The 23,365-nt window shown below is 71.2% G+C and carries 24 protein-coding genes; 9 read left to right on the forward strand and 15 right to left on the reverse strand.

Going from position 1 to position 23,365, the window contains the following annotated elements:
* Window positions 1-7: 7 nt before the first annotated feature.
* Entirely contained in the window at window positions 8-640 is a 633-nt protein-coding gene (locus V6V47_RS15670) for a histidine phosphatase family protein (RefSeq protein WP_334628941.1), read from the forward strand.
* A gap of 6 nt (window positions 641-646) precedes the next feature.
* Here the strand turns inward: V6V47_RS15670 and V6V47_RS15675 are convergent, their stop codons facing one another.
* Entirely contained in the window at window positions 647-1,171 is a 525-nt protein-coding gene (locus V6V47_RS15675) for a GNAT family N-acetyltransferase (protein WP_334628942.1), read from the reverse strand.
* 73 nt (window positions 1,172-1,244) lie between these two features.
* On the opposite strand from V6V47_RS15675, the gene V6V47_RS15680 reads away from it, so the two are divergent.
* Window positions 1,245-1,943, forward strand: coding sequence for a hypothetical protein (locus V6V47_RS15680; protein WP_334628943.1), 699 nt, complete (start codon window positions 1,245-1,247; stop codon window positions 1,941-1,943).
* A 21-nt stretch (window positions 1,944-1,964) separates the two neighbouring features.
* Here the strand turns inward: V6V47_RS15680 and V6V47_RS15685 are convergent, their stop codons facing one another.
* From V6V47_RS15685 to V6V47_RS15720, 8 genes are all read right to left on the reverse strand, one after another.
* Window positions 1,965-2,816: an ATP-grasp domain-containing protein gene (locus V6V47_RS15685; protein ID WP_334628944.1), complete on the reverse strand. Its 852-nt coding sequence runs from the start codon at window positions 2,814-2,816 to the stop codon at window positions 1,965-1,967.
* A 99-nt stretch (window positions 2,817-2,915) separates the two neighbouring features.
* A complete protein-coding gene (locus V6V47_RS15690; RefSeq protein WP_334628945.1) occupies window positions 2,916-3,149 on the reverse strand; it encodes a hypothetical protein in 234 nt (77 codons plus the stop codon).
* Window positions 3,150-3,384: 235 nt separating this feature from the next.
* The gene (locus V6V47_RS15695; RefSeq protein WP_334628946.1) at window positions 3,385-3,960 is read right to left on the reverse strand and encodes a hypothetical protein; all 576 of its coding nucleotides are present in this window, start codon (window positions 3,958-3,960) and stop codon (window positions 3,385-3,387) included.
* A gap of 15 nt (window positions 3,961-3,975) precedes the next feature.
* Window positions 3,976-5,028, reverse strand: a complete 1,053-nt coding sequence (locus V6V47_RS15700) for a hypothetical protein (protein ID WP_334628947.1) — start codon at window positions 5,026-5,028, stop codon at window positions 3,976-3,978.
* Window positions 5,025-5,606 (reverse strand): PadR family transcriptional regulator, encoded by a 582-nt coding sequence (locus tag V6V47_RS15705; protein ID WP_334628948.1) that lies wholly within the window; start codon window positions 5,604-5,606, stop codon window positions 5,025-5,027. Before V6V47_RS15705 ends, V6V47_RS15700 begins: the two co-directional genes overlap by 4 nt.
* A gap of 29 nt (window positions 5,607-5,635) precedes the next feature.
* Window positions 5,636-6,076, reverse strand: a complete 441-nt coding sequence (locus tag V6V47_RS15710) for a VOC family protein (protein WP_334628949.1) — start codon at window positions 6,074-6,076, stop codon at window positions 5,636-5,638.
* A gap of 43 nt (window positions 6,077-6,119) precedes the next feature.
* Window positions 6,120-6,950 carry an MOSC domain-containing protein gene (locus V6V47_RS15715; RefSeq protein ID WP_334628950.1) on the reverse strand — a complete coding sequence of 277 codons (831 nt, stop codon included), beginning with the start codon at window positions 6,948-6,950 and terminating at the stop codon, window positions 6,120-6,122.
* Window positions 6,947-7,669, reverse strand: a complete 723-nt coding sequence (locus tag V6V47_RS15720; protein ID WP_334628951.1) for a carbon-nitrogen hydrolase family protein — start codon at window positions 7,667-7,669, stop codon at window positions 6,947-6,949. The genes V6V47_RS15715 and V6V47_RS15720 overlap by 4 nt, the downstream gene beginning before the upstream one ends.
* Window positions 7,670-7,685: 16 nt before the next feature.
* Between V6V47_RS15720 and V6V47_RS15725 the strand changes: the two genes are divergently transcribed.
* Window positions 7,686-8,465, forward strand: coding sequence for a DedA family protein (locus V6V47_RS15725; protein WP_334628952.1), 780 nt, complete (start codon window positions 7,686-7,688; stop codon window positions 8,463-8,465).
* A gap of 7 nt (window positions 8,466-8,472) precedes the next feature.
* On the opposite strand, the gene V6V47_RS15730 is transcribed toward V6V47_RS15725, so the two are convergent.
* From V6V47_RS15730 to V6V47_RS15745, 4 genes are read right to left on the reverse strand one after another with little or no spacing between them, the layout of a single operon-like run.
* Complete coding sequence (locus V6V47_RS15730) at window positions 8,473-9,099, reverse strand: response regulator transcription factor (RefSeq protein ID WP_334628953.1); 627 nt, start codon at window positions 9,097-9,099, stop codon at window positions 8,473-8,475.
* The gene (locus V6V47_RS15735; RefSeq protein ID WP_334628954.1) at window positions 9,096-10,289 is read right to left on the reverse strand and encodes a sensor histidine kinase; all 1,194 of its coding nucleotides are present in this window, start codon (window positions 10,287-10,289) and stop codon (window positions 9,096-9,098) included. Before V6V47_RS15735 ends, V6V47_RS15730 begins: the two co-directional genes overlap by 4 nt.
* A gap of 53 nt (window positions 10,290-10,342) precedes the next feature.
* On the reverse strand, window positions 10,343-10,798 hold the full coding sequence (locus tag V6V47_RS15740; protein WP_334628955.1) for an ABA4-like family protein: 456 nt from the start codon (window positions 10,796-10,798) through the stop codon (window positions 10,343-10,345).
* On the reverse strand, window positions 10,795-11,724 hold the full coding sequence (locus tag V6V47_RS15745) for a hypothetical protein (protein WP_334628956.1): 930 nt from the start codon (window positions 11,722-11,724) through the stop codon (window positions 10,795-10,797). Before V6V47_RS15745 ends, V6V47_RS15740 begins: the two co-directional genes overlap by 4 nt.
* 1,400 nt (window positions 11,725-13,124) lie before the next feature.
* Here V6V47_RS15745 and V6V47_RS15750 point away from each other — a divergent pair.
* Together V6V47_RS15750 and V6V47_RS15755 are read left to right on the forward strand one after the other, a co-directional pair.
* A complete protein-coding gene (locus tag V6V47_RS15750) occupies window positions 13,125-13,709 on the forward strand; it encodes a hypothetical protein (protein WP_334628957.1) in 585 nt (194 codons plus the stop codon).
* A 1,025-nt stretch (window positions 13,710-14,734) separates the two neighbouring features.
* The gene (locus V6V47_RS15755) at window positions 14,735-15,154 is read left to right on the forward strand and encodes a protein-tyrosine phosphatase family protein (RefSeq protein ID WP_334628958.1); all 420 of its coding nucleotides are present in this window, start codon (window positions 14,735-14,737) and stop codon (window positions 15,152-15,154) included.
* A gap of 131 nt (window positions 15,155-15,285) precedes the next feature.
* Here the strand turns inward: V6V47_RS15755 and V6V47_RS15760 are convergent, their stop codons facing one another.
* Window positions 15,286-17,574 (reverse strand): excinuclease ABC subunit UvrA, encoded by a 2,289-nt coding sequence (locus V6V47_RS15760; protein WP_334628959.1) that lies wholly within the window; start codon window positions 17,572-17,574, stop codon window positions 15,286-15,288.
* Between the two features lie 142 nt (window positions 17,575-17,716).
* Between V6V47_RS15760 and V6V47_RS15765 the strand changes: the two genes are divergently transcribed.
* The 3 genes from V6V47_RS15765 to V6V47_RS15775 all read left to right on the forward strand — a co-directional run bounded on the left by V6V47_RS15765 (window position 17,717) and on the right by V6V47_RS15775 (window position 20,627).
* Entirely contained in the window at window positions 17,717-18,484 is a 768-nt protein-coding gene (locus tag V6V47_RS15765) for a MerR family transcriptional regulator (RefSeq protein WP_334628960.1), read from the forward strand.
* A 10-nt stretch (window positions 18,485-18,494) separates the two neighbouring features.
* Window positions 18,495-19,697, forward strand: coding sequence for a D-alanyl-D-alanine carboxypeptidase family protein (locus V6V47_RS15770; protein WP_334628961.1), 1,203 nt, complete (start codon window positions 18,495-18,497; stop codon window positions 19,695-19,697).
* Between the two features lie 72 nt (window positions 19,698-19,769).
* Window positions 19,770-20,627 (forward strand): peptidylprolyl isomerase, encoded by an 858-nt coding sequence (locus V6V47_RS15775; RefSeq protein WP_334628962.1) that lies wholly within the window; start codon window positions 19,770-19,772, stop codon window positions 20,625-20,627.
* Between the two features lie 183 nt (window positions 20,628-20,810).
* Here the strand turns inward: V6V47_RS15775 and V6V47_RS15780 are convergent, their stop codons facing one another.
* A complete protein-coding gene (locus V6V47_RS15780; RefSeq protein WP_334628963.1) occupies window positions 20,811-21,845 on the reverse strand; it encodes a LacI family DNA-binding transcriptional regulator in 1,035 nt (344 codons plus the stop codon).
* A gap of 213 nt (window positions 21,846-22,058) precedes the next feature.
* Between V6V47_RS15780 and V6V47_RS15785 the strand changes: the two genes are divergently transcribed.
* On the forward strand, window positions 22,059-23,357 hold the full coding sequence (locus V6V47_RS15785) for an extracellular solute-binding protein (protein ID WP_334628964.1): 1,299 nt from the start codon (window positions 22,059-22,061) through the stop codon (window positions 23,355-23,357).
* Window positions 23,358-23,365: the final 8 nt, after the last annotated feature.

Below are 23,365 nucleotides of genomic sequence, written 5' to 3' on the forward strand. Positions count from 1 at the left end.
TGTTCCGATGCGGACACGGCTGGTCTTCGTACGACATGGCGAGTCTGTTCATCAGGTCGAGGGGTTCGTGGGCGGCCCACACGGCTGCCGGGGCCTGACCGACCTGGGCCGGGACCAGGCACGCAAGCTGGCGGGTCGGCTAGCCGTCCGCTTCGCGGCCGACCGTCCGGAGGCGGTCTACTCGTCGGTGCTGCGCCGGGCCGTCGAGACCGCACAACCGATCGCCGATGCCTTCGGTGTCCGCCCGGTCGCCGACTGCGGCCTGTGCACCTGGCACACGCCGCCGTACGCCGACGGCCTCCCGACCGCCCGCTTCCAGGCCGAGCACGCCGCGCCGGGAGGGGGCGTGTACCGGCCGTTCGAGCAGGGCAACGAGAGCTGGGCCGAGTTGCTGATCCGGGTCAGCCGCGCGATCACGGAGATCGCGCAGCGGCACCGGGGCAGCACCGTGGTGCTGGTCGGGCACTCCGAAACCGTGGAGAGCGCCTTCCACGCGCTCGGCGCCCAGCCCCTCTTTCGGGCGTTCGACCTGGACGTGGCACCGGCGTCGATCACCGAATGGACCACCGAGGACGACACGACCACGTGGCCGCCGGCCCGCTGGACCCTGCGCCGCTTCAACGACACCAACGGGGTGTGAGCGCGGCTACAACGTGATCCAGTAGCGCCGCAGGAGGCCCAACTCGGTGTCCCGGACGTCTTCGAGAACCCCTCCGTGGTGTTCGATCGTCCTGGCCGAGGCGACATTGTCCACGTTGCAGGTGATCAGCACCTGTCCCAGGCCGAGCGCCCGTGCCTCGTCGAGCGTCCGGCCCAACGCCCAGGTGGCGAGCCCACGCCGACGCGCCGACGGCCGAATGCCGTAGCCGATGTGGCCGCCGGCCTCCAGCAGGAAGTCGTTGAGGTCGTGCCGCAGCGCGATCGCACCGAGCATCCGGCCGTCCTCCACGATCCATCGGTACGTGCAGTGCACCCAGTCGGCATGTACCGGCTTCGCCGGATCAGATTCGTCGGCCAGTCGAGCCACCCAGGTCGCGAACCCGGCAGTCGACTCCACGTCGTCGGACGGCCGCAGCCCGGCACCGTCCTGGTGGACGCCCGGCCCCCACTCGGCATGCGCCTCCAACCAGGCGGTGTGCAGGCGGACGGTGGGCGCGATCAGCTCGAGCATGGGGCGACGATAACGGTCTGCGCAGGCGGGCACCCACCAATTTCGGCCCGTCGACTTGGCGTAGGTTCACCGCGTGACCGCGTACGACATCGCCGCCAAACTGCCCTCTGTCGAGGCGCTGCGGGACCGCTGCAAGGCACTCGCCGTGCTGGAGTCGATCGTCGACGGCGGCGAGCCCTACTACGCCTACGTCCGCGACTGGGGCGACGCGGAGGCGGCACTGATGACCAACGGCAGCGGTGACGAGTGGGCGATCGTGTTCACCGTCGACGGCGCGTTCATCCGACTGTTCGACCACGAGTCGGCGATGACGCCGTACGACGATCCGGACCGCGAGTTGTGGCCCGGACTGCTCGACGGCATCCCGGCGGTGTTCGGCCCGCAGGTCGAGGAGCCAGCGTTCGGCGACGAGGAGGGACGGTTCCTCGCGACCGCCGTACTGTGGCGGCTTCCCAGTGACGACCGTTGGCACGCCGGCGAGGGCATCACCTTCCCCCCGCCTCACGGAGTGTCCGGCGTCGGCAGCGCCCCGGACGGCTCCGACCTGCTCGAAATCCTGCTCGACGACATCGTCGACCGGTACGTCGAGTTCGCCGAGGAGTACTACGAGATCGCGGTGGACCGGGCCGCCGTCGAGCATGTCGTCGCGCACCGTCCGCTCACCGACGCTGTCGTGCAGGCCCTCAACCCGGAGGCGACCGTGGCCGGGCTGCACGACGACATCGACGCCATCGGGTATCCGACCGCGCCGACGGCGTCGACCACGGCCTAGCGCTGCGGGCACCGTCCTCGATCAGGGGCTTCCGGGAAGCAGGGCAGCGATCATCGCCTGTGGCTCAACGCTGGCGGGCCGGTCGCTGACCTGACCGTCCCCGAGCTCGATGACCCGCCACACCCCGTCGGTGCGCAGCGCGAGGTCCACGGTCACGAACGGCAGGCCCAGACCCGCGATCAGTGGGACGACCGACGTCAGGTCCACCTCGACGGGCGGGGCGTCGTCCGGGGTGTCCGGATGGGGGCCGACCAGGATGCACACACCGTCGACCCACCAGGTGCGCACCTCGGCGGACGTGAACTGCTCGAAGCGACGCAACACGAACCCGCCGGCGAAGTCGTCCTCGCGCAGCTCCAGAAAACGGGTCGCCACTTTCCACGCGAACTCACCGTCGCAGAGGTCGGGGATGAACGCGGCCTCGTCCCAGTAGTGCTTCATCGACTTGGTGTAGTCGCGCAGCACCGCTGGTCCCGTACCCAATTGCGCGCGTGCCCGGTCGAAGTCCGTCCGGGCCGGGCCTACGGTCCACGCCGACGGCGGCGTGACCGATTCCAGAGCGGCGTACCAGCCGGGTAGCTCATGCGCCCGCCGGTACTGCTCAGCACTTGTCCGCAGCACCACACCGCGCGCGGCGAGTGCTTCGGCCAAGGCGGTGTACCGCCCACCGCTCAGCATCCAGCCCCGGTATATCGCCGCGCCGCTTCCGGAGACCGAAGCGACCGCCCGACGCACATCACCGCCTCGCGCCACCGCGTCGTGGTCGACCACCGCCACGTCGAGCCCGGCGGCACGAGCGGCTGCCGCCTCCGGCGCGAAATGCTCGTCCGGGCGGCGTGGCCGGAGGGGGTCTGCGGGAACCAACAGGATCACGCCCAGATCATGCCCGACCTATGCACGACGCGGGTGCCCGATGGGCATGGGAATGGTGGTGGCCACCGAGGTGACCACCACCGGAATCCCTGCTCGTTTCTAACAGGCGGGGGTGCTCGAGTACTGATTGGTGCGGACGCCCAACGTGTTGGTCTCTGTTGCCTTGTAGGTGGAGGTGACGCCGTACGCTATCGACCTGCAGGAACTGTCCGGCCCGTTGTTGACGACGGCCTTGCGCTTGACGACGTTGTAGCTGCAGTTCTTGAAGGTCCAGTTCCACGAACGGTTCCAGGTCGCGGTGCCGGAAATGTGCTTCCACTGGCCGTAGCTCACGGTGACTCCACAGGTAGCTGCGGAGGCAGTGCCCGGAGCGACCAACGCCCCTGTCACCGCGCCGGCGGCCAGGAGGAGACCTAACGACTTCTTTGGCGTCTTTCGCACACAGTTCTCCTCAGGTTTCCGAAACGCTTTGTGGCGCCTCGCGCCCAACTGTCGTGGCATTGATGATCGCAACCGAAACGGCTTTCCCCGCACAACAGCGTGAGTACTGAGGAAATCTTGAGATCCGCTACGCCTCGACGCCGACGATCCTCTGCCTAGGGGCCTCGGACGATCGGCTCACGCCGAGATCCTCCCGCATGGCCTGTCGCATCTCTGCGAGCTTGTCGAGGATTGGGCCATTGCAGAATTCGACGATCGCCTCCGGAGTCGGCGCCCCTGTGGAGGCCAGCGTCTGGAGCTGGCGGTAGCCCTGAGCGAGCAGCCTGTTCACCGTCGAGGCCAGCTCGAGCACCTCGTCCGGCAGGATCATCTGGGCGCTGTCGTACCGATCCTGGTAGGAGAGCCACGCGTCCCGGACGGCCGTCAGGTCTTCCGGGCGCGAGGCGGGGTGACGGCGGGCGCAGGCCTTGACCTCGTTCCGGCACGTTCGGGCCAACGCGTTGAGCGCTGTGTACTCCGTCCGCCGTTCCTCGATCTTCGAGCGCTGGTTGGCGGCGTCCCGTTCATCCCGGCGGAGTTCGCGGTCCATCTCGGCAGCGAGCCTGCTCGCCCGAGCGACGGATCGTTGCGCCAGGACGGGGGAGAGCAGGGTGCCGACGACGCCGACGGCGGCCACTGTCATCGCGGTCAGTCCGGCATCCATTGGCGACACTCCGCTTCACTGGTTGACCGATGAGCTGGATCGTAGTGTCCGCGGCCCATGGCGTTGCTCGGAAGGGTCACCGTCAACGGTGCGTTGGACGATCTCGCGATAGAGGGCCAGGGCCGGCTTGGGCCGGTAGGTGTCGGTGACGATGCCCAGCGTCCCGGTCGGCTGGTCGGAGCCGCTGTCCGCGTCGCGGAGGCTGAACAACTCGTACTGGGTGATGTTCAGGGACTCTCGGCAGGCGAGGATCGTGCGGAGCATGTCGGTCAGCGAGTCGCACTGGGCCTGTTCGGTGCGCGGTGATCCGCTCGGGGTGCCGTTCTCCACGACGTGGATCGGGATGCTGGCGGGGATGTGGGCGCGGGGCAGAGAGTCGTCCCGCAGGTGCTGCAGGGCGTGGGCGGTGAGGGACGCGACGTCCCCCGGTGTGCCGCGCGGGGCGACGGGTGCGAAGGCGTCGGGGTACAGGCCCAGGCCGACGTAGTCGAGGTGGGCCGCGAAGTCCTGCGGGGGGATGGCGGACAGGTGCCGCCAGAAGTCGTCGTCGCCGCCCAGCCACTCGGGTGGTTCGGCGACGGAGAAGCCGATGCGTACGTCGTGGAGGCCCCGTCGGTCCAGTGCGGCGCGAGTGTGCGGCACGCCGCGGGTCAGCGCTTCGAGGACGCCGGGGGAGCTGCCGTCGATGAACGGGATGGCGAAGTTGGGCTCGAGCGTCACCTGGAGGTAGCGCGTCAGATGGCCGTACCGATCGATGACGGTGTCGAGGAAGGTCAGCCACCCGGCGACGTCCGCGACCTGCGGGATGTAGCTCACCACGAGGTCCAGCTCCCGGCCGCCCTCGACGTACCACTCGTCGGGCATCGTGAGATGGACGAGCTCGTGGTTGGCGCCGAGCGACGTCACGACCTCGGACGGGGTCGCGTCGCCGAAGAAGTGGACGTACTCGCGGACGACGAAGGGACGCCCGCCCGCGAGGTCGTCGACGAGATCCCGGACCGCCGTCTGGTCCGACGGGTGCGAGCAGACCGTGCCCGCGCGGCCGCCCGGGTAGATGCCGAACTTCACGCCTCGCCCCTCTCCGGCTCGTCGGGCTGCGTGCCTGGCCACTCGATGTCGTGCGCGCGGATCCGCGACGCAAGCTGCCTGATCCAGGTCGTCTCGGTGGCGACGATGGTGCGCCAGTAGGCGACCTCGAGCATGTGCACCTCGAGTACGCCGTCCGGTTGGCCCTCGAGAGCGACCAGTTCCCGACCGATCCGGTCGGCGCGGGCGTCCAGCGTGGACACCGCCTGCTCGGCGGGGAGGATCCCCACGTAGGCGACGGCCATGACGAAGTCCAGGGAGGCGGCCTGGCTGTCACGCAGCCCCACCTCGACCCTCCGGCGGAAGTCGGCCACGCCCGCCTCGGTCAACTCGTAGGCCGTGCGGGGTGGCCGGTTACCCGACCGCTCGGGGACGCGGGCGGTGACCAGACCGGCCCTCTCCAGCGACTTCAGCAGGGACGTGACCGTGCTTCGGGTGGCCGACACCTGCCCGTACCGGGCGACCAGGCGCGTCGTGAGGTCGTATGCGTGGGACGGCTGCTCGACGAGGAGCCCGAGCAGCGGCAGCACCAGGCTGTTCTGCGATGCGTTCAACGGCACCGCCTCACCCTATAGGCGTATACGTCTAGTCACAAGAACGAGACTAGGGCGCCTCGGTCGTCGAAGACGGCCGAGCCCGCCCACGCGATCTCCCAGCGGTTGCCCTCCGGGTCGGCGATGTAGGCCGAGCGCCCGCCCCAGGACCGGTCGGTCGGCTCGGCCACGACCGTCGCACCTGCCGCGACGGCCCCGGCGAACGCCGTGTCGACCTGCTCGCGGCTGTCCACGTTGCACGCCAGCGTGATGCCGGACCAGCCACCGGCCGGTGGAGGCACATCGGGTGCCGCCTCGGCGGCCAGCTCCGGCAACGGGTACAACGCGAGCAAGACGCCACCGAGCAGGAACGCCGTCCAGCCACCGTCGCTGCCGGGCAGCTCGTGCCAGCCCAACGAACGGTAGAACGAGCGCAACGCGGCAATGTCGCGAGCACCCAGCGTGACCACGGACAGTCGGGGAGGAAGCGTACTCATGGGCCGATCATGCCCGGCTCACCCGACACCCGGGGGCCGGACGTCAGCAGACCGAGACGCGGTCGCCCTCCGCCACACGGCCGGCGCGGACCACCCGGGCGTACGCCCCGACACACGGCTGCGGACCCATGCCCGGCAGCGGCTCGACCCGATTCAGCCGAGCGGGCACCCGCAGAGCCTCGACCGCCCGGGGTAGCGGGCCGTGCACCAGCGTCGACACGGCGCAGCGCGGCGTCGGTGCGAGCACGGCGAGCACCAGGTCCGGGCCGATCCGCAGCTCCCGGCCCACCCAGCCGTTCTCGGCGAAGGCGTCCTCGGCGGTGTCGAGCACCAGGTTGGGTCGGTAGCGCTGCACCGTGCCGGCCCCGGGCGGCAGGTCGGCGGCGATCCGGTCCAGGGTGGCCGTGGTGACCAGGTGGATCGGGGCGAAGTCGAAGAAGGTGCCGGGGGCCGCCGATCCGAGCCTGCTCTCGTCCGCCGCAACCTCGTCCGCCAGTCCGGCGGCCAGCACCGCGTCCGGGTGGGACCGCAGCAGTGTGGCGTCGGCCGGTACGGCGTCGACCAGCGTCACCGGGCGGCCCACCGCCGCGGACAGCGTCACGTCGATGTCGGGATCGGCGGTGGAGAACTCCCGGCCGTCGGGCAGGGTGATCCGCGCCGATTCGGGTGCCGTGCCGGTCGCTCGCAGGGTGAGCAACCCGCGCCACCGGTGGGGTTGCTTCGCGCTGGCCACCCGGCCGGTGGCCTCGTCCACCAGGGCCAGCACGCGGTCACCGGCGACGCCGCTCTCGCCCACCTCGGCGGCGGGCAGCCGCTCTCCCAGCAGCGACTTCACCGGATAGCGTCGCACCTGCGCCAGGCGTCCGGAGATCATCTGGTCACAGTAGCGGTGCGAGTAACGCCGGGCTCCGTGCCCGCGCGGGCACACACCTCGCCCTGCGGCGTCCAGATCGCGGACCGTCCGGCCGCCTCGGTGTAGCCGCCGCCGGTCGACCCCGCGAAGCTCGCCACCGCGACCCAGACCCGGTGCGCGAGGGCGATCCGGCGAGCCCGCTGGTCGGGCACCGCGGCGTCGAGCGCCGACTCCAGCACCGCCGCCGCGTAGACGTCCATCCCGAGCGCGGCGGTCTGCGCCGCGTGCGCGGCGACCCCGGTGTCCTTGCAGACGGCCAGCCCCACCCGCCACCCGTCCACGTCGAGCACGGCCGGCGCGTCACCCGGCCGGAACCGGCGGGCCTCCGCGTCGCCCAGGAACATCTTCCGGTACGCCACGGACACGCCCGCGCCGGTCACGGCCAGCGTCGCGATGTGGTCACCGGCGACGGGAGCACCGGCCAGCGCCAGCGTGCCCGTCTCGGCGCACGCCTCGACCAGTGGCGCCAACCGAGGATCGTCGACCGGCACGACCGGCGCGTCCAACTCGTACCCCGTCAGGGACAGTTCCGGAAAGAGCACCACCCGGGTGCGCGCCGCGCGGACGGCGGCGGCGTGCGCCCGCGCGTTCGCCGCGACGTCCAGGGGTACGCACAGTGGCTGCGCGACCGCGAGCCGCAGCGGCGTACGGTCGATCTCTTGGTTGTCTCTCAGATTCACTTCGTAGCGTGGGGCCATGATTCGAACGTCGCACGCCCTGCTCGCCACCGGAACCCCCACCGCCGCAGCCGAACCGCCCCAGGGCGGAATCGTCGGCTACGTCAGTGACCTGGTGGAACGGCTCGGCGGGCCGGGCGCGGGCTTGGCGGTCGCGCTGGAGAATCTGTTCCCGCCGATCCCCAGCGAGGTGATCCTGCCGCTCGCCGGCTTCGTCGCCGCACAGGGCCGGATCAGCCTGATCGGTGCGATCTTCTGGACCACCCTGGGCTCGGTGGTGGGCGCGCTGGCGCTCTACCTGATCGGAGCGTCGCTGGGCCGGGACCGGATGCGTGCCATCGTGGCCCGACTGCCGCTGGTGAAGCTCAGCGACGTGGACCGCACGGAGGCGTGGTTCCTGCGGCACGGTGTGAAGGCGGTCTTCTTCGGCCGGATGATCCCGATCTTCCGGAGCCTGATCTCCATCCCGGCGGGGGTGGAACGGATGCCGGTGACCACCTTCCTGCTCTACACCACGCTGGGCAGCCTGATCTGGAACACCACGTTCGTGCTCGCCGGCTACCTGCTCGGTGACAACTGGCACCTCGTCGAGGGCTATGTCGGCGTACTCCAGAACGTGGTGATCGTGGTCTGCGTCGCGGCCGTCGCCTGGTTCGTCGGGTCCCGCGTGCTGCGGGCGCGGCGGGCCGCCCGCAACCCCGAGCCGGCCGACCGCGGCGCGCAGGGCGATCCGGCGCGCGGCGTGCCCGACCCGGGTGGCCGCGGCACCCTCTACCGGGGAGGCTCCTGGGAGCGCTAGGCCCGCCTCACGCGCCGTGGGCGAACAGCGCCAGGCGTACCCGATTGGGGCTGTTGGTCTTGGCCATCAGGCTGGTGATGTGGGTCTTGACCGTGGTGACGCCGATGTGCAACCGATCGGCGATCTCGGTGTTGGACAGGCCCTCGGCGACAAGGTGCAACACGTCCTGCTCGCGTACGGTCAGACCCTGGGCCGGCGGTGGCGTCTCGGTACGAGCCTGCACCGCGCGCTGCACCAGGCGCTGCAACACCTCCTGGCTGAACGGGCTGTCGCCCGCAGCGGCCCGGCGAATGCCGTCCAGCAGGTCGGCGGGCGGTGCGTCCTTGAGCAGGAACCCGCACGCCCCGGCGGTCAGGGCCGGATAGAGGTGATCGTCGTCGCCGAACGTGGTCAGCACCAGGACGCGAGTGGCCGGCCGGTCGGCGAGGACGCGGCTGGTCGCGGTGATGCCGTCGACGCCCGGCATCCGCAGGTCCATGACGACGACATCGGGCATCAGCCGTGCGGCGAGGAGGATCGCGTCGCGGCCGTGGTCGGCCTCGCCGACGACCTCGATGTCGGGCTGGGCGTCGCAGAGCATGCGCAGACCAGCGCGGATGAGCTGCTGGTCGTCGACCAGCAGGACGCGGATCACGCCAGCTCCGGTTCGGGTGCCGCGACCGAGGGCGCGTGTGCGCGGCGCACCGACCCGGCGGCGGGCGGGGGGAGCACGGCCGGGAGGACGGTACGGACGCGCCAACCCGAGCCGGTCGGCCCAGCCTCCAGCCGACCGCCGAGGACGTCGACGCGTTCCCGCATCCCCGTGATGCCGTGCCCGCCGCCGGACGGCAGCGCGGTCAGCGCCGACCCGTTGCCGCTGTCCGAGACCTCCCAGTGGACGGCTCCGTCGACCACCGAGACCGTCAGGCGCGCCAGCGCGGCCGTGCCCGCGTGCTTGGCCACGTTGGTCAGTGCCTCCTGAGTCAGTCGTAGCACCGCGAGGCCGCGTACCGCGTCCAGCGAGCCGACCGCCGGGTCGATGTCGGCCTCCACGGTGATGCCGGCCTGACGGGCCCGGTCGACCGCCGCGCCGAGTGCCGCCGGCAGCGCCGACGGCTCGATCGCGGTCAGCGCCGCGTCACCGCGTACCCCGTCGGGGTCGCGCAGCACCGCGACCAGCCGGCGCATCTCCGCCAGGGCCGCCGTCCCCGTGCCGTGCACGTCGTCGAAGACCTCGTCGACCCGAGGGTCCAGGTCGGTGAGGACGTGCCGGGCCACGCCGATCCGCAGCACCATCGACGCCACATGATGCGCGACCACGTCGTGCAGCTCGCGGGCGATGGCGCTGCGCTCGTCGGCGCGCGCGGCACGGCTCTCCGACTCCTGCCGACGCTGCTCCGCCGCAGCCCGCTCGACCGCCTGTCGACTGAGCTCGCGGTTGGCGTGGATGACCAGACCGAGCAGCAGGGGTACGCCGACCTCCACGATCAGCCCGAAGACGCCGGAGGTGAACCGACCGATGGGATCTCCGATCGAATCCGTCAGGTCGACCACGGACAGCACCGCCCCGGCCAGCCAGATGGTGCCACTGCGACGCGCCTGCATGGTCACCTCGAACAAGGCCCAACTGGCGCCCACCTGGTTGATCATGACGTCGTCGAGCAGGGGGATCGCGATCGCCAACAGCGCTGCCTGCGCCATCAGGTTGACCAGCGGCCGACGGTGGAGCAGCAGCGCCACGGCGAACGCCGCCACCGCGAAGCACCACTGCAGGGTCGTCGGCGCGTGGCCCGCATGGGTGCCGAAGAGCAGATAGCCCACACCGCTGAGGTTGAGCAGCACCATCCGCACGAGCCTGTCCCGTGTGTCGAACAGCCGCCCCAACCACCCCACGCCGGTCAGCCTAGGCGTCGAGGCTCGGCGTCGGCAGCCCCCGGCGAAGGGACCCACCTGCTCCGGACCGCGAGGTAGGCCGCCAGGCCGAGCGGCCCCAGCAGAATCGTCACCACCAGCACCGGCGCCATGACCAGCGCCGGCACACCCCGCTCCCGACTGTCCAACCAGGCCCACCGGCCGACGAACAGGTCGAACGCGATCATGTGCGCCCACCCGGCCGCCGCACCGTCGAAGGTGCCGAGCAGTTCTCGTACGCCGTCCAGGCTCGGTGCCGCCACGGCCGGCAGCACGACGTCGAAGGCCGGAATCACCAGCACCGCGTAGATCACCACGACCGGCAGCACGATCAACGGCGACGAGATGATCCGGGCGGTCCAGGACCAGCGCGGCAGCAGGATCATCAACGCCCAGAACGGCGCGGCCACCGCGAAGGTCAGCGTGAACAGCGTCTCGGTCATGCGGCCAGCTCCAGGTCAGGTCGGCGCCGACGCACCACGACCAGGCCGACGGCGGTCACGGTCGCGACCGCCAGGGCCAGGAAGGCCACCGCGGTGAGCGCGTCCGGACGCAGCAGAGGCTGCCCGCGCAGGGCCTGCCAGGTCAAGAACACCGTGAGTACGCCGTACGCCGCGCCCGCGACGACCAGCAGCCGTGCGCGAATCGCCTCGTCCAGCCGCGTGCCGAGGAACCGGCTCAGCAGGATCGCCAGGATCGGCAGCGCCTGGAGGGCGTGCAGGCCCACGAAGTGCCCGATCCGCAGGTCACCACCGGTGGTGCTCCAGCCGAACAGCGGCAGTCCCGGCCCACCGTCCAGCACGCCTACGCTGTGCGCTCCGCTGATGCCGTCGATCCCCGGCTCCTGGCTGGGCAGCACCATCGGTATCGCCGCGAGCATGCCCAGCAGGGACAGGCCGAGCCCCCAACCGATCGCCTGCTTGGCGGCCCGGTCCCCGATCCGTTGGCGCAGCACCGCGATCCCGAGGATGAAGTGCGCGATGAACAGCACCATGATCGATGCGCCCATCAGCGAGAACAGGATGCCGTCCAGCGGGGTCGTACCGTTGAAGTGGCTGGTCTTCCCGCGTACCACCTGCCCGACGATCAGCGCCATCTCGATCACTGCCGTGGCCACGATGACGGTGCCGGCCCACTCCGCGACCCGGCTCCGTTTCGGCAGCAGGGAGAGCATCCAGGCGAGGGTCAATCCGTACAGCACAAAGGACACGGCGAACTTGAACGGCTTGAGCCAGATCGGCGCACCGGTGAGGATGCGCGAGTCGGTCACGATGCCGACCGCGGCGACGAGGGCGAGCACCGCCATCATCGAGACGAAGACCATCAGTGGGCGGTGCCAGTGTGCCGCCCGGCGCGCTGCGGTAGTCATGTCTGTAGATGCTGGTTAATGCGCTACCCAGCCGCGCCCGACCAGGAGCCCCGATCGCGGCCAACGGTCGGAGCACGGCCTCATCCCTGGGTAGGAGTTCCGGCTGATCGACCCCGTTTCAGCAATGTCGGGGTGTCCGAGTCAACGGGACACCCCAACATCCCGGATCCGGAGTCGATCACCCCCCGGAGGCGCCGGGCGGTCCCGGGTGACGACAACCTAGATCCGCACAACGTCGGGGAAACTGCTGCCTCCCGCCGCATCGAGGCAGCAGTTTCCCCGGAAGTGTGTGGATCTTTGCGAGCGGCGTTCGGGATGGGGTTGGGGTCCCGGTGTGAGCCGGGTGCCGTGGGTGCCGTGGGTGCCGTGAGGGCGGTGGGTGCGATGGGTGCGCTGGGCGCGTTGGGTGCCGTGGGTGCCGTGGGTGCGGTGGGTGCGGTGGGTGCCGTGAGTGCCGTGAGTGCCGTGAGTGCCGTGGGTGCCGTGAGGGCGGTGGGTGCGCTGGGTGCGCTGGGCGCGTTGGGTGCGTTGGGTGCGGTGGGTGCGGTGGGTGCGGTGGGTGCGGTGGGTGCGTGGGTGCGTGGGTGCGGTGGGTGCGGTGGGTGCCGTGAGTGCCGTGGGTGCCGTGAGGGCGGTGGGTGCCGTGAGGGCGGCGGTGGGTGCGTTGGGTGCCGTGGGTGCCGTGAGTGCCGTGTGTGCCGTGAGGGCGGTGGATGCGGTGGGTGCATTGGGGGCGGTGGTCGTGGGCGCCCGGTGTGGCCGGCTGTGCGAAGTCGCCCCTGCAGGGCTCTCCTGCTTTGATCGACTCGACGTCAATGATGTCGGCGTGTCCGCCCGCCGCGGAAACCCCGGTATCAGCGATCTTGAGTTGATCATGCCTGATCCGGCCAATCAGACGCCCGTGACGCCGGAAGATCGGGGGGTCTGTCCGGTATGACCATGTCTGGCGTGTGACCGGCTGCACTCGGGTGGTGGAATCGGGGCGGGCCCGGGGTCGTTACACACCCTGACGATCGCAGGACCACCGGCCCCGGCCCCGGGGCTGGAATGCCGGCCCTCGCCCGGTCGTTGCAGATCCCCGAACGACCGCCCGGGCCCTGTTCGACAAGGTGCCTACGACCTCGGCCCGAGGCATGTTCGACAAGTTGCCTCCGTTCTCGGCCCGGGCCCTGTTCGACAGGATGCCTGCGGCCTCGGCCCGAGGCGACAGCGTGGCCGGTGGGTCGCCCCGGCCCGGAATGACATCGGCTTGGCAGTCGTTACATCTGGACCCGGCGCCACGAGGCCCCCGCCCGTAGGCAGCCGAAGAGACTTCCCCCGTATTTGCAGCGCCGGACGAGGTGCTCACACCCGTAGGCCGTTGGGCACCGCGGGCGTCTACCCCCGAAGGAGCTACCCCCATGAACACGATCATTCGTAACAGCGTCCTGTCCATTGCTGGTCTGGCTTTCGCCGGTGGTGTGGCCGCTGGCCCGATCGCTCACGCCGTAAGCCCGGGCGCGGACGCGAAGTCGGTCGCCGTGGTGCAGGCCGACAAGCCGGACATGGGCAAGCTGATCCCGCACGGCACCCAGGGTGAGCAGTCGAAGATCACCCTCGACGGTGAGCAGATCGCTGATGCGAAGGCGATCATCGCGGCCACGAAGAAGGCGGGTCTGCCGGAGCGGGCGGCGGTCATCTCGATCGCGACGAGCTTGCAGGAGTCGAAGCTGGAGAACCTGGGTCACCTGGGTGATGCCAACGACCACGACTCGCTGGGCCTGTTCCAGCAGCGCCCGTCCAGTGGTTGGGGCACCCCGGAGCAGATCACCGACCCGGCTTACGCGACGACCGCGTTCCTGAAGGGTCTGCGCCAGGTTGATGGTTGGCAGGACATGCCGCTGACCGAGGCCGCGCAGACGGTGCAGGTGTCGGCCTACCCGGACGCCTACGCCCAGTGGGAGCAGCAGGCCGCCGACCTGGTTGCCCAGTACTGGAACAGCTGACCCCAGCACCACCGAACAACCCCGACCGCTGGCCGGCACCCTGAACTTCGGGGTGCTGGCCAGCGGCATCTCCACCGCCGCAAGACTCGAACCGCTGGTCGGCACCCGAACACCGGATGCCGGCCAGCGGCATCTCCATGCCTGCAGCACGCCGATCAGCGCGCACCGCCGGCAATCTTGGACAGTTTCCGTTCCGCGCGAACGGAAACTGTCCAAGATCTCGCCAGTGGGCGAGTGGGCGAGTGGGCGAGTGGGCGAGTGGGCCGCCAGGCGCCGGGTCGCTGGGTCGCCGGGGCCCTTTGGTCGAGGGGTCGCCGGGGCCGTTGGGTCGAGGGGTCGCCGGGGCCGTTGGGTCGAGGGGTCGCCGGGGCCGTTGGGTCGAGGGGTCGCCGGGGCCGTTGGGTCGCGGGGTCGCCGGGGCCGTTGGGTCGCGGGGTCGCCGGGGCCGTTGGGTCGCGGGGTCGCCGGGGCCGTTGGGTCGCGGGGTCGCCGGGGCCGTTGGGTCGCGGGGTCGCCGGGGCCGTTGGGTCGCGGGGTCGCCGGGGCCGTTGGGTCGCGGGGTCGCCGGGGCCGTTGGGTCGCCGGGTCGCCGGGTCGCTGGGGCCGTTGGGTCGCCGGGCCTCTGGGCCTCTGGGCCTCTGGGGTGGGCCACCGGGTCAGCGGCTGCCCGACACCGCCGATGACGACTCGACCGCCCAGGACGACGTGCTCACCGGGCGCGGGTCAGCGCAGGAGGCAAAGGCGGAGTTCACGCAGGGGCGAGCCGGGGTAGCAGGGACGAGCGGGAACAAGGCTGGGTGTCGGGTGGTTGTGCACATGTGTCGGTGTGATCCAGTGTCCCCGGGCCTCACCTAATATCGCCTTCGCGGAATACCGTTCGGCTGGAGCCGCGTCGCGCCACTCGCCGAGAGGCGACCTGCACACCGACACCAGCGCCGCCCCCGGCTCACCCGCCGGGGGCGGTGCTGTCTGTGCTCAACCGTGGCGGTATCTGCTCGGAGCCGCCGTCCCGGCACAATGCTGAGGTGAATGTCGCGCAGAGCTGGTCCGAGCAGCCGGGTTTGCTCGTACTGCCCAGCGGAGTTACGGTGCGCGGCCGCCGCGTCGGTGCGGTCGCCTCGCCCGCCGACTTCGCCCTGCTGTTAGCACCCGGGCCGGTGCCGCCCTGGCCGCACCGGCGGATCCGGTGGCCCGACTTTTGGGTGCCGCTCGACCGGGCCGACGCGCTTGATGCCTTGCGGGCGGCGTTGCGCCGGGCGCACGACGGTGAGCGGGTCGAGGTGGCGTGTCGGGGTGGGGTGGGGCGCACCGGTACGGCGTTGGCCGCGCTGGCGATCCTCGACGGCCTGCCGGCTGAACGGGCGGTGCCGTGGGTCCGGGCTGGCTATAACCCGCAGGCGGTGGAGACCCCCTGGCAGCGGCGCTGGCTGCGCCGGGTCGCCTGACGGCCGCCGCCCGGCGCCACGGCCGCCGCCCGGCGCCACGGCCGCCGCCCGGCGCCACGAGGCTGCCCCGGCGCCACGAGGCCGCCACGATGCCACGACAGCGGCCGTCGCCGTGAGCGCCTCAGCCCCGGCTAGCCTGCCAACACCGGCTCGCTGACGTATTCGCGCAGGTGGTCGGCGGTGAGGGTGTCGCCGTGCGCGACCAGTTCGGCCGGTGTGCCGGTGAAGACGATCCGTCCGCCATCGTGTCCGGCACCCGGGCCCAGGTCGATGAGCCAGTCGGCGTGCGCCATGACGGCCTGGTGGTGCTCGATGACGATCACCGTGTTGCCGGCGTCGACCATGCGGTCCAGGAGGGCCAGGAGTTGGTCCACGTCGGCCAGGTGCAGGCCGGTGGTCGGCTCGTCCAGTACGTACGTGCTGGTCTTCTCGGCCAGGTGGATGGCGAGCTTGAGTCGTTGCCGTTCGCCGCCGGAGAGGGTGGTCAGCGGCTGGCCGAGGCTGAGGTAGCCCAACCCCACGTCGACCAGCCGGCCGAGGATGACGTGCGCCGGCCCGCTCGGGAAGAACACGTGCGCCTCGGTGACCGACATGGCCAGCACCTCGCTGATGTTCCTGCCGCGCAGGGTGTACGTGAGCACCTCGTCGGTGAACCGCCGACCGTCGCACCGTTCGCAGACGCTCGCCACGCCGGCCATCATCGCCAGGTCCGTGTAGATCAGGCCGATGCCCTTGCAGGCGGGGCAGGCGCCTTCCGAGTTGGCGCTGAACAGTGCCGCCTTGACCCCGTTCGCCTTCGCGAAGGCGGTGCGGATCGGGTCGAGCACCCCGCTGTAGGTGGCCGGGTTGCTGCGGCGTGACCCGCGGATCGCGGACTGGTCGACGATCACGACTCCGGTTCGGCCGCGTAGCGACCCGTGGATCAGTGAGCTCTTGCCGGAGCCGGCGACGCCGGTGACCACGGTGAGCACGCCGAGTGGAATGTCGACGTCCACGTCGTGCAGGTTGTGCAGGTCGGCCTGGCGAATGGCGAGCTGCCCGGTGGGTGGGCGTACATCGGCGCGCAGGGACACCCGGTGGTCCAGGTGCCGGCCGGTGAGCGTGCCGGAGCGGCGTAGCTCGGCGACGTCACCGGTGAAGCAGATCTGGCCACCGGCGGTGCCGGCGCCCGGCCCGAGGTCGACGACGTGGTCGGCGATCCCGATGGTCTCCGGCTTGTGCTCGACCACCAGCACGGTGTTGCCCTTGTCCCGCAGCCGCAGCAGCAGGTCGTTCATCCGGGCGATGTCGTGCGGGTGCAGGCCGACGGTGGGTTCGTCGAAGACGTACGTGACGTCGGAGAGGCTGGAGCCGAGGTGCCGGACCATCTTGACCCGCTGCGCCTCACCGCCGGAGAGGGTCGCCGACTCACGGTCGAGGCTGAGGTAGCCCAGCCCGATCTCGACCAGTGATTCCAACAGGTCACGCAGGTTGGCGACCAGCGGGGCCACCGCCGGGTCGTCGATACCCCGGACGAAGGCGGCCAGGTCGCTGATCTGCATGGCGGAGCACTCGGCGATGTTGCGCCCGGCGATCTGTGACGACAGCGCCGCCGCGTTCAGCCGGGTGCCGCCACACTGGACGCAGGTGGTGAAGGTGAACGCCCGGTCGACGAAGGCGCGGGTGTGCCCCTGCATCGACTCGCGGTCCTTGGCGAGGTAGAGCCGCTTGATCTTTACCACCAGGCCCTCGTACGTCCAGTTGTTGCTGCCCATCTTGATTTTGGTGGCCGGCTTGTAGAGGAAGTCGTCCCACTGCTGCGGGGTGAAGTCCTGCAGTTTGACGTCGGGGTCGAACAGGCCGGAGCCGACGATGGTCTGCCAGTACCAGGAGTCGACCGCGAAGTTCGGCGCGGTTATCGCCCCGTCGTTGAGCGAGCGCTCGACGTCCACCAGCTCGTGCACATCGAGGTCGGACACGCGGCCGAGCCCCTCACAGGCGGGGCACATGCCCTCGGCCAGGTTGAAGCTGAACGCGCCGGAGCCGCCCACCGACGGCTCACCGAGCCGACTGAAGACGATCCGCAGCATCGCGTACGCGTCGGTGGCGGTGCCGACGGTGGAGCGGGAGTTGACGCCCATCCGTTCCTGGTCGACCACGATGGCCGCGCCGAGGTTGCGCAGCGAGTCGACGTCGGGCCGGTTCAGGTTGGGCATGAACGACTGGAGGAAGGCGCTGTAGGTCTCGTTGATCAGGCGCTGGGACTCGGCCGCGATGGTGCCGAAGACGAGCGACGACTTGCCCGAGCCGGAGACACCGGTGAAGACCGTCAACCGGCGCTTGGGGATGTCGACCGAGACGCCGGCGAGATTGTTCTCCCGCGCTCCGCGTACCTCGATCATGTCGTGGCTGTCGGCGGCGGACCAAGCTGGATGCGGCATGCGAACCCTTCACAGACTCATGGCGGGACCAACCCCGCCGGGCACCTGACGCATTACATTGTCTCATTCATACCCACATAGAGGCTTTCGGCGAGATTCCGCTGCTGGCTGTGCCGGAACGACCTGGAAAGTCTCAAATCACGTGGCAACCGGTACGGTGACCGAGGTGAACGCCCAGTCGAAGGACCGCCTGCGCGCGGTGGACCTCGCCGCCACCGCCGGGATCTCCGTGCAGCAGGTGCGCAACTACGTCGAGGCGGGCGTGCTGCCGCCGGTGCGGCGCACCGAGAGCGGTTACCGGATCTTCACGAGCGAGCACGCTCGGGCGCTGCGCGTGGCGCGGCGGCTGGCCGAGGGGCACGGCTGGGGCCGTACCCGGGAGATCATGGCGGCGGTGCACCAGGGTGACCTGCCGACGGCGCTGGCGGCGCTCGACGGCGGCCATGCCGAACTGGACCGGGAGCGCGCCGAGATCCGCCGGGTGCTCGGCGCATTCGAGACCGTCCTGGCCAGTCCGACCGCGCGGGGGCCGCGCCGCGGCCTGCGCGTCGGCGAGGTCGCAGCCCTGGTCGGGGCCCGCACCCCGCAGCTGCGGCTGTGGGAGCAGCGTGGCCTGCTGCGGCCGGGCCGCACGCCGGGGACCAACTACCGGGTGTACGACGAGAGCGAGCTGCGCGCCGCGCAGGTCGTCGCGCTGCTACGCCGGGGCGCCTACCCCTTCGAGATCATCGCGGCGGTGCTCGCTGAGCTGCGCACCACGGGCAGCGCCCAGCGGGTCCGTGCCGAGCTGGCCCGCCGCGAACAGGAGTTGCACGCGCGTAGCCTGCGCCGACTGCGGGGGAGCGCCGCGCTGCACGACTACCTGCACCAGCGAGGCCAACCAGTCCCGTCGGGCGATCTTGTTGGTTAGGGTCGGGCACATGAGAGCTGCGCTACTGGCGATCACCTCGACCGCCGTCCTGCTCGCTCCCGCGCCGGTCCCTACCGCCACGGCCACCGCTGCCGCGCCGACCGTACGCTGCCCGCGGGTGCCGGCGCCGGCGATGTCCCGGCCACCGCGCCCCTCGCCCCCGCCCGCGGTGCCCGCGCAGCGGGTGATCGGCGGCGCAGGGCTGGACACCCGCGGCCTGGTCGTGCCGGCGGGCGTCGGCGCGCCACCGGGGGTCACCGCCACCTCGTGGCTGGTCGCGGACCTGGACACCGGCCAGGTGCTCGGCGGGTGCGGGCCCCACGAGTACGGCACCCCGGCCAGCGTGCAGAAGCTGCTGCTCGCGGCCACGATGCTGCCCCGGCTGGACCCGAGGCAGACGGTCACCGTCACCGAGGCGGACATGGACATCGAGCCCGGCTCCTCCGCCGTCGGGCTGGTCGAGGGCGGCCGGTACACCATCGAGACCATCTGGCTCGGGTTGCTGCTGAACTCGGGTAACGAGGCCGCCAACGCGCTGGCCCGGCTCGGCAGCGGTACGAACAGCGCGGCCGGTGGCGTACGGGCCATGAACGAGCAGGCGCACCGGCTCGGTGCGCTCCAGACGCACGCGGTCACCCCGTCCGGGCTGGACGGCAAGGGCCAGTTCACGAGCGCGTACGACCTGGCGCTGATCGCCCGGGCCTGCTTCGCCGACCCGACCTTCCGCCGGTACGCGCTCACCGAGGAGGCGTCGATACCGGCCCAGCCGGCGCAGCGCACCAAGGGGTTCCGGATCCAGAACGAGAACAAGCTCATCTACCGGTACCCGGGTGCGCTCGGCGGCAAGACCGGCTTCACCGACCTGGCCCGGCACACCTACGTCGGCGCGGCACAGCGCGAGGGGCGGCGGCTGGTGGTGACCCTGCTCGGCGCCGAGCCGGCGCCGAAGCGCGGCTGGGAGCAGGGCGCGGCGCTGTTGGACTGGGGGTTCACACTGCCGCGCGACGCCGCCGTCGGCCGGCTGGTCGAGCCGGGCGAGCTGACCGCCACGCCGTCGGCCGCGCCGTCCGCGCTGGTCGCGCCCCGGCCGGCGGGCGCCAGCGGCCCTGTGCACACCGGGTCGGGCTGGCTCTGGTTGGTGACCGCGCTGAGCGGCGTCGGGGTGCTTCTGCTCGGCGGTGGGCTGCTGTGGCGACGGCGTCGGCTGCCCTGACGGATCGACAACCGGCCCCGGTGTCCATAGACTCCGATCTTTCTGGCACCACACGAGTCCAGGAGGATCCCTGTGTCGAGTGAACTCGAACCGCACCCCGGCGCGGCGGCACCCCGCCGGTCGGTGCGCGCGCTGACCCGCCTCGCCGGGGTGACGGCGCTCGCCGGGGCGCTGGTCGCCGGCGCGTCCGCCACCGCCGTGGCCGCACCGGCCGCGCCCGGCACCGCGGTGGCCGCGTCCGCCGCGCAGACCGACGTGCGGCAGGCCGATGCCGCCACCCGACCGCCGCGCACCACGCACGGCCCGTGCGCGTACACCTCGACGCCCGACGAGCCGGCCGCCCGGCCGGTGCCGTTGCCGCCCGACCCGCGGCGCACCCCGAGCCGGGGCACCGTGCGGGTGACGCTCTCCACCAACCACGGGCCGATCGGGTTGACGCTGGACCGGGCGGCCGCGCCGTGCACCGTGCAGAGCTTCCTGCACCTGGTCGGCAAGCGTTTCTACGACCGCACCCCGTGCCACCGGCTCACCGCGTACCCGACGCTGAGCGTGTTGCAGTGCGGTGACCCGTCCGGCACCGGCGAGGGCGGCCCGGGCTACCGGTACCGCGACGAGCTGCCGACCGACCTGCCGCCGGCACCGACCGACCCGACCGGGGAGCGCCGGGTGTACGCGCGGGGCGTGCTGGCCATGGCCAACGCCGGGCCGGACACCAACGGCAGCCAGTTCTTCCTCGTGTACGCGAACTCCGCGCTGCGCCCGAACTACACGATCTTCGGCACGGTCGATGGTGCCGGGCTGGCCACCCTGGATCGGATCGCCGCCGGGGGTGTGGCCCCGACCGCCGAGGACCCGGCGCCGGTCGACGGTGCACCCGCGCTGCCGGTCGACATCCGCCGGGCGGTCCGCTCGCATCACCACGGCCACTGACACGTGCGGCGCGGTGAGCGGCCCGGGGGGTCACTCACCGCGCCAGCGTCGGTCGTTCACGCGATGCCTCAGCGCATCGAGGCCAGCCACGTCACGTCCGCCCGCTGATGCGGTGGTGGATCACCGCCGCCCGCTGCGCGGGTACCGAAACTTTCGGGCCTGGACCGGAACGGCTTCCGGCCGTTACGACCGGTCGGTCGGCCCGGTCGGCGCCGCGGTGCTGTCCCGGACGACCAGCTCGGTGGCGAGCTCCACCCGGGGTGAGTCGATGCCCTCGCCCTGAGCCAGGCGCAGCACGGTCCGCGCGGCCAGCCGACCCATCTCGACCAGCGGTTGGCGCACGGTGGTCAGCGGTGGCGAGGCCCACCGGGCCTCGGGCAGGTCGTCGAAGCCCACCACGCTGACGTCGTCCGGCACCCGCAGGCCGCGGCGTCGGATGGCCTCGTAGACGCCGAAGGCCATCTGGTCGCTGGCCGCGAAGATGGCCGTCGGCGGGTCGGCGAGGTCGAGCAGCGCCGTGCCGGCGGCGAACCCGGAGGCGTGGTAGAAGTCGCCCGGGTGCACCAACGCGTCGTCCACCGGGACCCCGGCCGCCTCCAGCCCGGCCCGGTACCCGTCGAGCCGCGCCCGGCTGCACAGCAGGTGCGTGGGCCCGGCCACGAACCCGATCCGCCGGTGCCCGATCGAGAGCAGGTGCTCGGTCGCGGCCAGCCCGCCGGCCCAGTTGGTGGCGCCGATCGTCGGAACGTCCATGGCCGGTACGCCGGCCGGGTCGACGACGACCACCGGCACGTTGAGGCGACGGAGCTGGGCGTGCAGCGGGGGAGTCAGGTGGGAGGTCACGAAGATGACCCCGTCCGTGGCCCTGGTGCGCAGATTCTGCAGCCACTGCCGGGCCGCGGTGGACTGCCGGTGGATCGCGGAGACCACGGTGCCGACGCCGGCGCCGTGCCCGACGTCCTCCACGCCCCGGATGATCTCCACGGCCCACGGGCTGTCGAGGTCGTTGAAGACCAGGTCGACGAGCCCGACGCGGCGGACCAGGCGGCTGGTGCGACGGCGGTAGCCGTGGTGGCGCAGCAGCTCCTCGACCCGCTCGCGGGTGTCGGGGGCCACATCGGACCGGCCGTTGAGCACCCGGGACACGGTCGGCACCGACACCCCGGCCTCCCGCGCGATCGCGGTGATGGTCACCCTGCGTTCGTCGTCCGCGCCCACCCGCGCCTCCTTCACCGGTCCGGAAGGTCGACCGCAAGCCGTCGCCAACCCCGTGTCTCGAACGGCGTGCCCGTTCCTCGGGTCATCTTGCCCCACGGGCGAGGGGTTGACGACACGGCAGGTCGGTTCTAGCGTTCGCCAGAGTTACGGAAATGTTCCGGAAGTTTATCGGTCGCCTTTCACCACCCCCCACCACACTGAAAGGGCTCGATGATGACAGTACGATCCCGGCTCGCCCGGGCCGTCGCGGTCGGTGCCGCCCTCGCCCTGGCGCTGCCCCTGGCCGCCTGCGGCGGCGGTGACTCCGCCGGTGACGCCGACGAGATCCACATCCTGGTCTACGGCGACGCCACCAACAAAGTGGAGACGCAGCTCGTCGAGACCTTCAACAAGACCTCGAAGGTCAAGGCCGTGCTGGACACCATCCCCGGCGCGGACTACCAGACCAAGCTGCAGACCATCATCAACACCAACCAGGCCCCCGACGTCTTCTTCAACTGGGGTGGCGGCAGCATCACGCCGTTCATCAAGGCCAACCTGCTGCTGCCGCTCGACGACATGATCGCCAAGGACCCCGGGCTGAAGAGCAACTTCCTGCCCTCGGTGTTCAACACCGCGGTGGTGGACGGCAAGGCGTACGGGGTGCCGATGCGCGGCACCCAGCCGGTGCTGCTGTTCCACAACAAGAAGGTGCTCGCCGACGCCGGCATCACCCCGCCGCAGACGTGGGACGAGCTGATCGCCGCGGTGGGCACCCTCAAGGCCAGGAAGGTCACCCCGATCGCCCTCGGCGGCGGCGACCAGTGGCCCACCCAGATGTGGTACCAGTACCTCTACGACCGGGTGGCCGGGCCGGAGCTGTTCGCGAAGGCCCTCGGCGGCGACAAGGGCGTCTGGGACAGCCCGGACAGCCGGCGGGCGCTGGAGCTGCTGCGCCAACTGAAGGACGCGGGCGCCTTCGGCACCAACTTCGACTCGGTGAAGTTCACCGACGGCGGCTCGCCCGCGCTGCTCGCCAACGGCAAAGCCGGCTTCGAGCTGATGGGCTCCTGGAACTACTCCACCCACAACGACGCCAACCCGGCCTTCGCGGCCAAGGACCTCGGGTGGAGTGCCTTCCCGAGCGTCCCCGGTGGCAAGGGCGACCAGCGCAACGTGGCCGGCAACACCAACAACTTCTACTCGGTGCTCAAGAAGACGAAGCACCCGGAGGCGGTGGCGGAGTTCCTGAAGCTGCAGTACTCCGACGAGTTCGTCAAGGCGCAGTTGTCCATCGGTAACCTGCCCACCACCACCAACACCGAGAAGTTCCTCGACACCGCCACCAGCCCGGCGTACTCGAAGTTCCAGTTCGACCTGGTCAAGCAGGCGCCGTCGTTCCAGCTCTCCTGGGACCAGGCGTACCCGCCGGCCGCGACCACCACCATTCACCAGGCCGTGCAGCAGTACCTCAACGGCCGGATGAGCGCGGACGCCTTCATCAAGGCCATGCAGTCGCTGCAGGCCAGCTGACGGCCGAG

The sequence above is a fragment of the Micromonospora sp. CPCC 205539 genome (assembly GCF_036906815.1).
Taxonomy (GTDB): domain Bacteria; phylum Actinomycetota; class Actinomycetes; order Mycobacteriales; family Micromonosporaceae; genus Micromonospora.

Bases quoted from the DNA above. Each gene is read 5' to 3' on its own strand.
- V6V47_RS15750 (WP_334628957.1), top strand. From the start codon at position 13,125: ATGAACACGATCATTCGTAACAGCGTCCTGTCCATTGCTGGTCTGGCT.
- V6V47_RS15695 (WP_334628946.1), bottom strand. From the start codon at position 3,960: ATGGATGCCGGACTGACCGCGATGACAGTGGCCGCCGTCGGCGTCGTC.
- V6V47_RS15770 (WP_334628961.1), top strand. From the start codon at position 18,495: ATGAGAGCTGCGCTACTGGCGATCACCTCGACCGCCGTCCTGCTCGCT.
- V6V47_RS15740 (WP_334628955.1), bottom strand. From the start codon at position 10,798: ATGACCGAGACGCTGTTCACGCTGACCTTCGCGGTGGCCGCGCCGTTC.
- V6V47_RS15760 (WP_334628959.1), bottom strand. From the start codon at position 17,574: ATGCCGCATCCAGCTTGGTCCGCCGCCGACAGCCACGACATGATCGAG.
- V6V47_RS15725 (WP_334628952.1), top strand. From the start codon at position 7,686: ATGATTCGAACGTCGCACGCCCTGCTCGCCACCGGAACCCCCACCGCC.
- V6V47_RS15735 (WP_334628954.1), bottom strand. From the start codon at position 10,289: ATGGTGCTGCTCAACCTCAGCGGTGTGGGCTATCTGCTCTTCGGCACC.
- V6V47_RS15715 (WP_334628950.1), bottom strand. From the start codon at position 6,950: ATGATCTCCGGACGCCTGGCGCAGGTGCGACGCTATCCGGTGAAGTCG.
- V6V47_RS15710 (WP_334628949.1), bottom strand. From the start codon at position 6,076: ATGAGTACGCTTCCTCCCCGACTGTCCGTGGTCACGCTGGGTGCTCGC.
- V6V47_RS15675 (WP_334628942.1), bottom strand. From the start codon at position 1,171: ATGCTCGAGCTGATCGCGCCCACCGTCCGCCTGCACACCGCCTGGTTG.
- V6V47_RS15785 (WP_334628964.1), top strand. From the start codon at position 22,059: ATGACAGTACGATCCCGGCTCGCCCGGGCCGTCGCGGTCGGTGCCGCC.
- V6V47_RS15670 (WP_334628941.1), top strand. From the start codon at position 8: ATGCGGACACGGCTGGTCTTCGTACGACATGGCGAGTCTGTTCATCAG.
- V6V47_RS15745 (WP_334628956.1), bottom strand. From the start codon at position 11,724: ATGACTACCGCAGCGCGCCGGGCGGCACACTGGCACCGCCCACTGATG.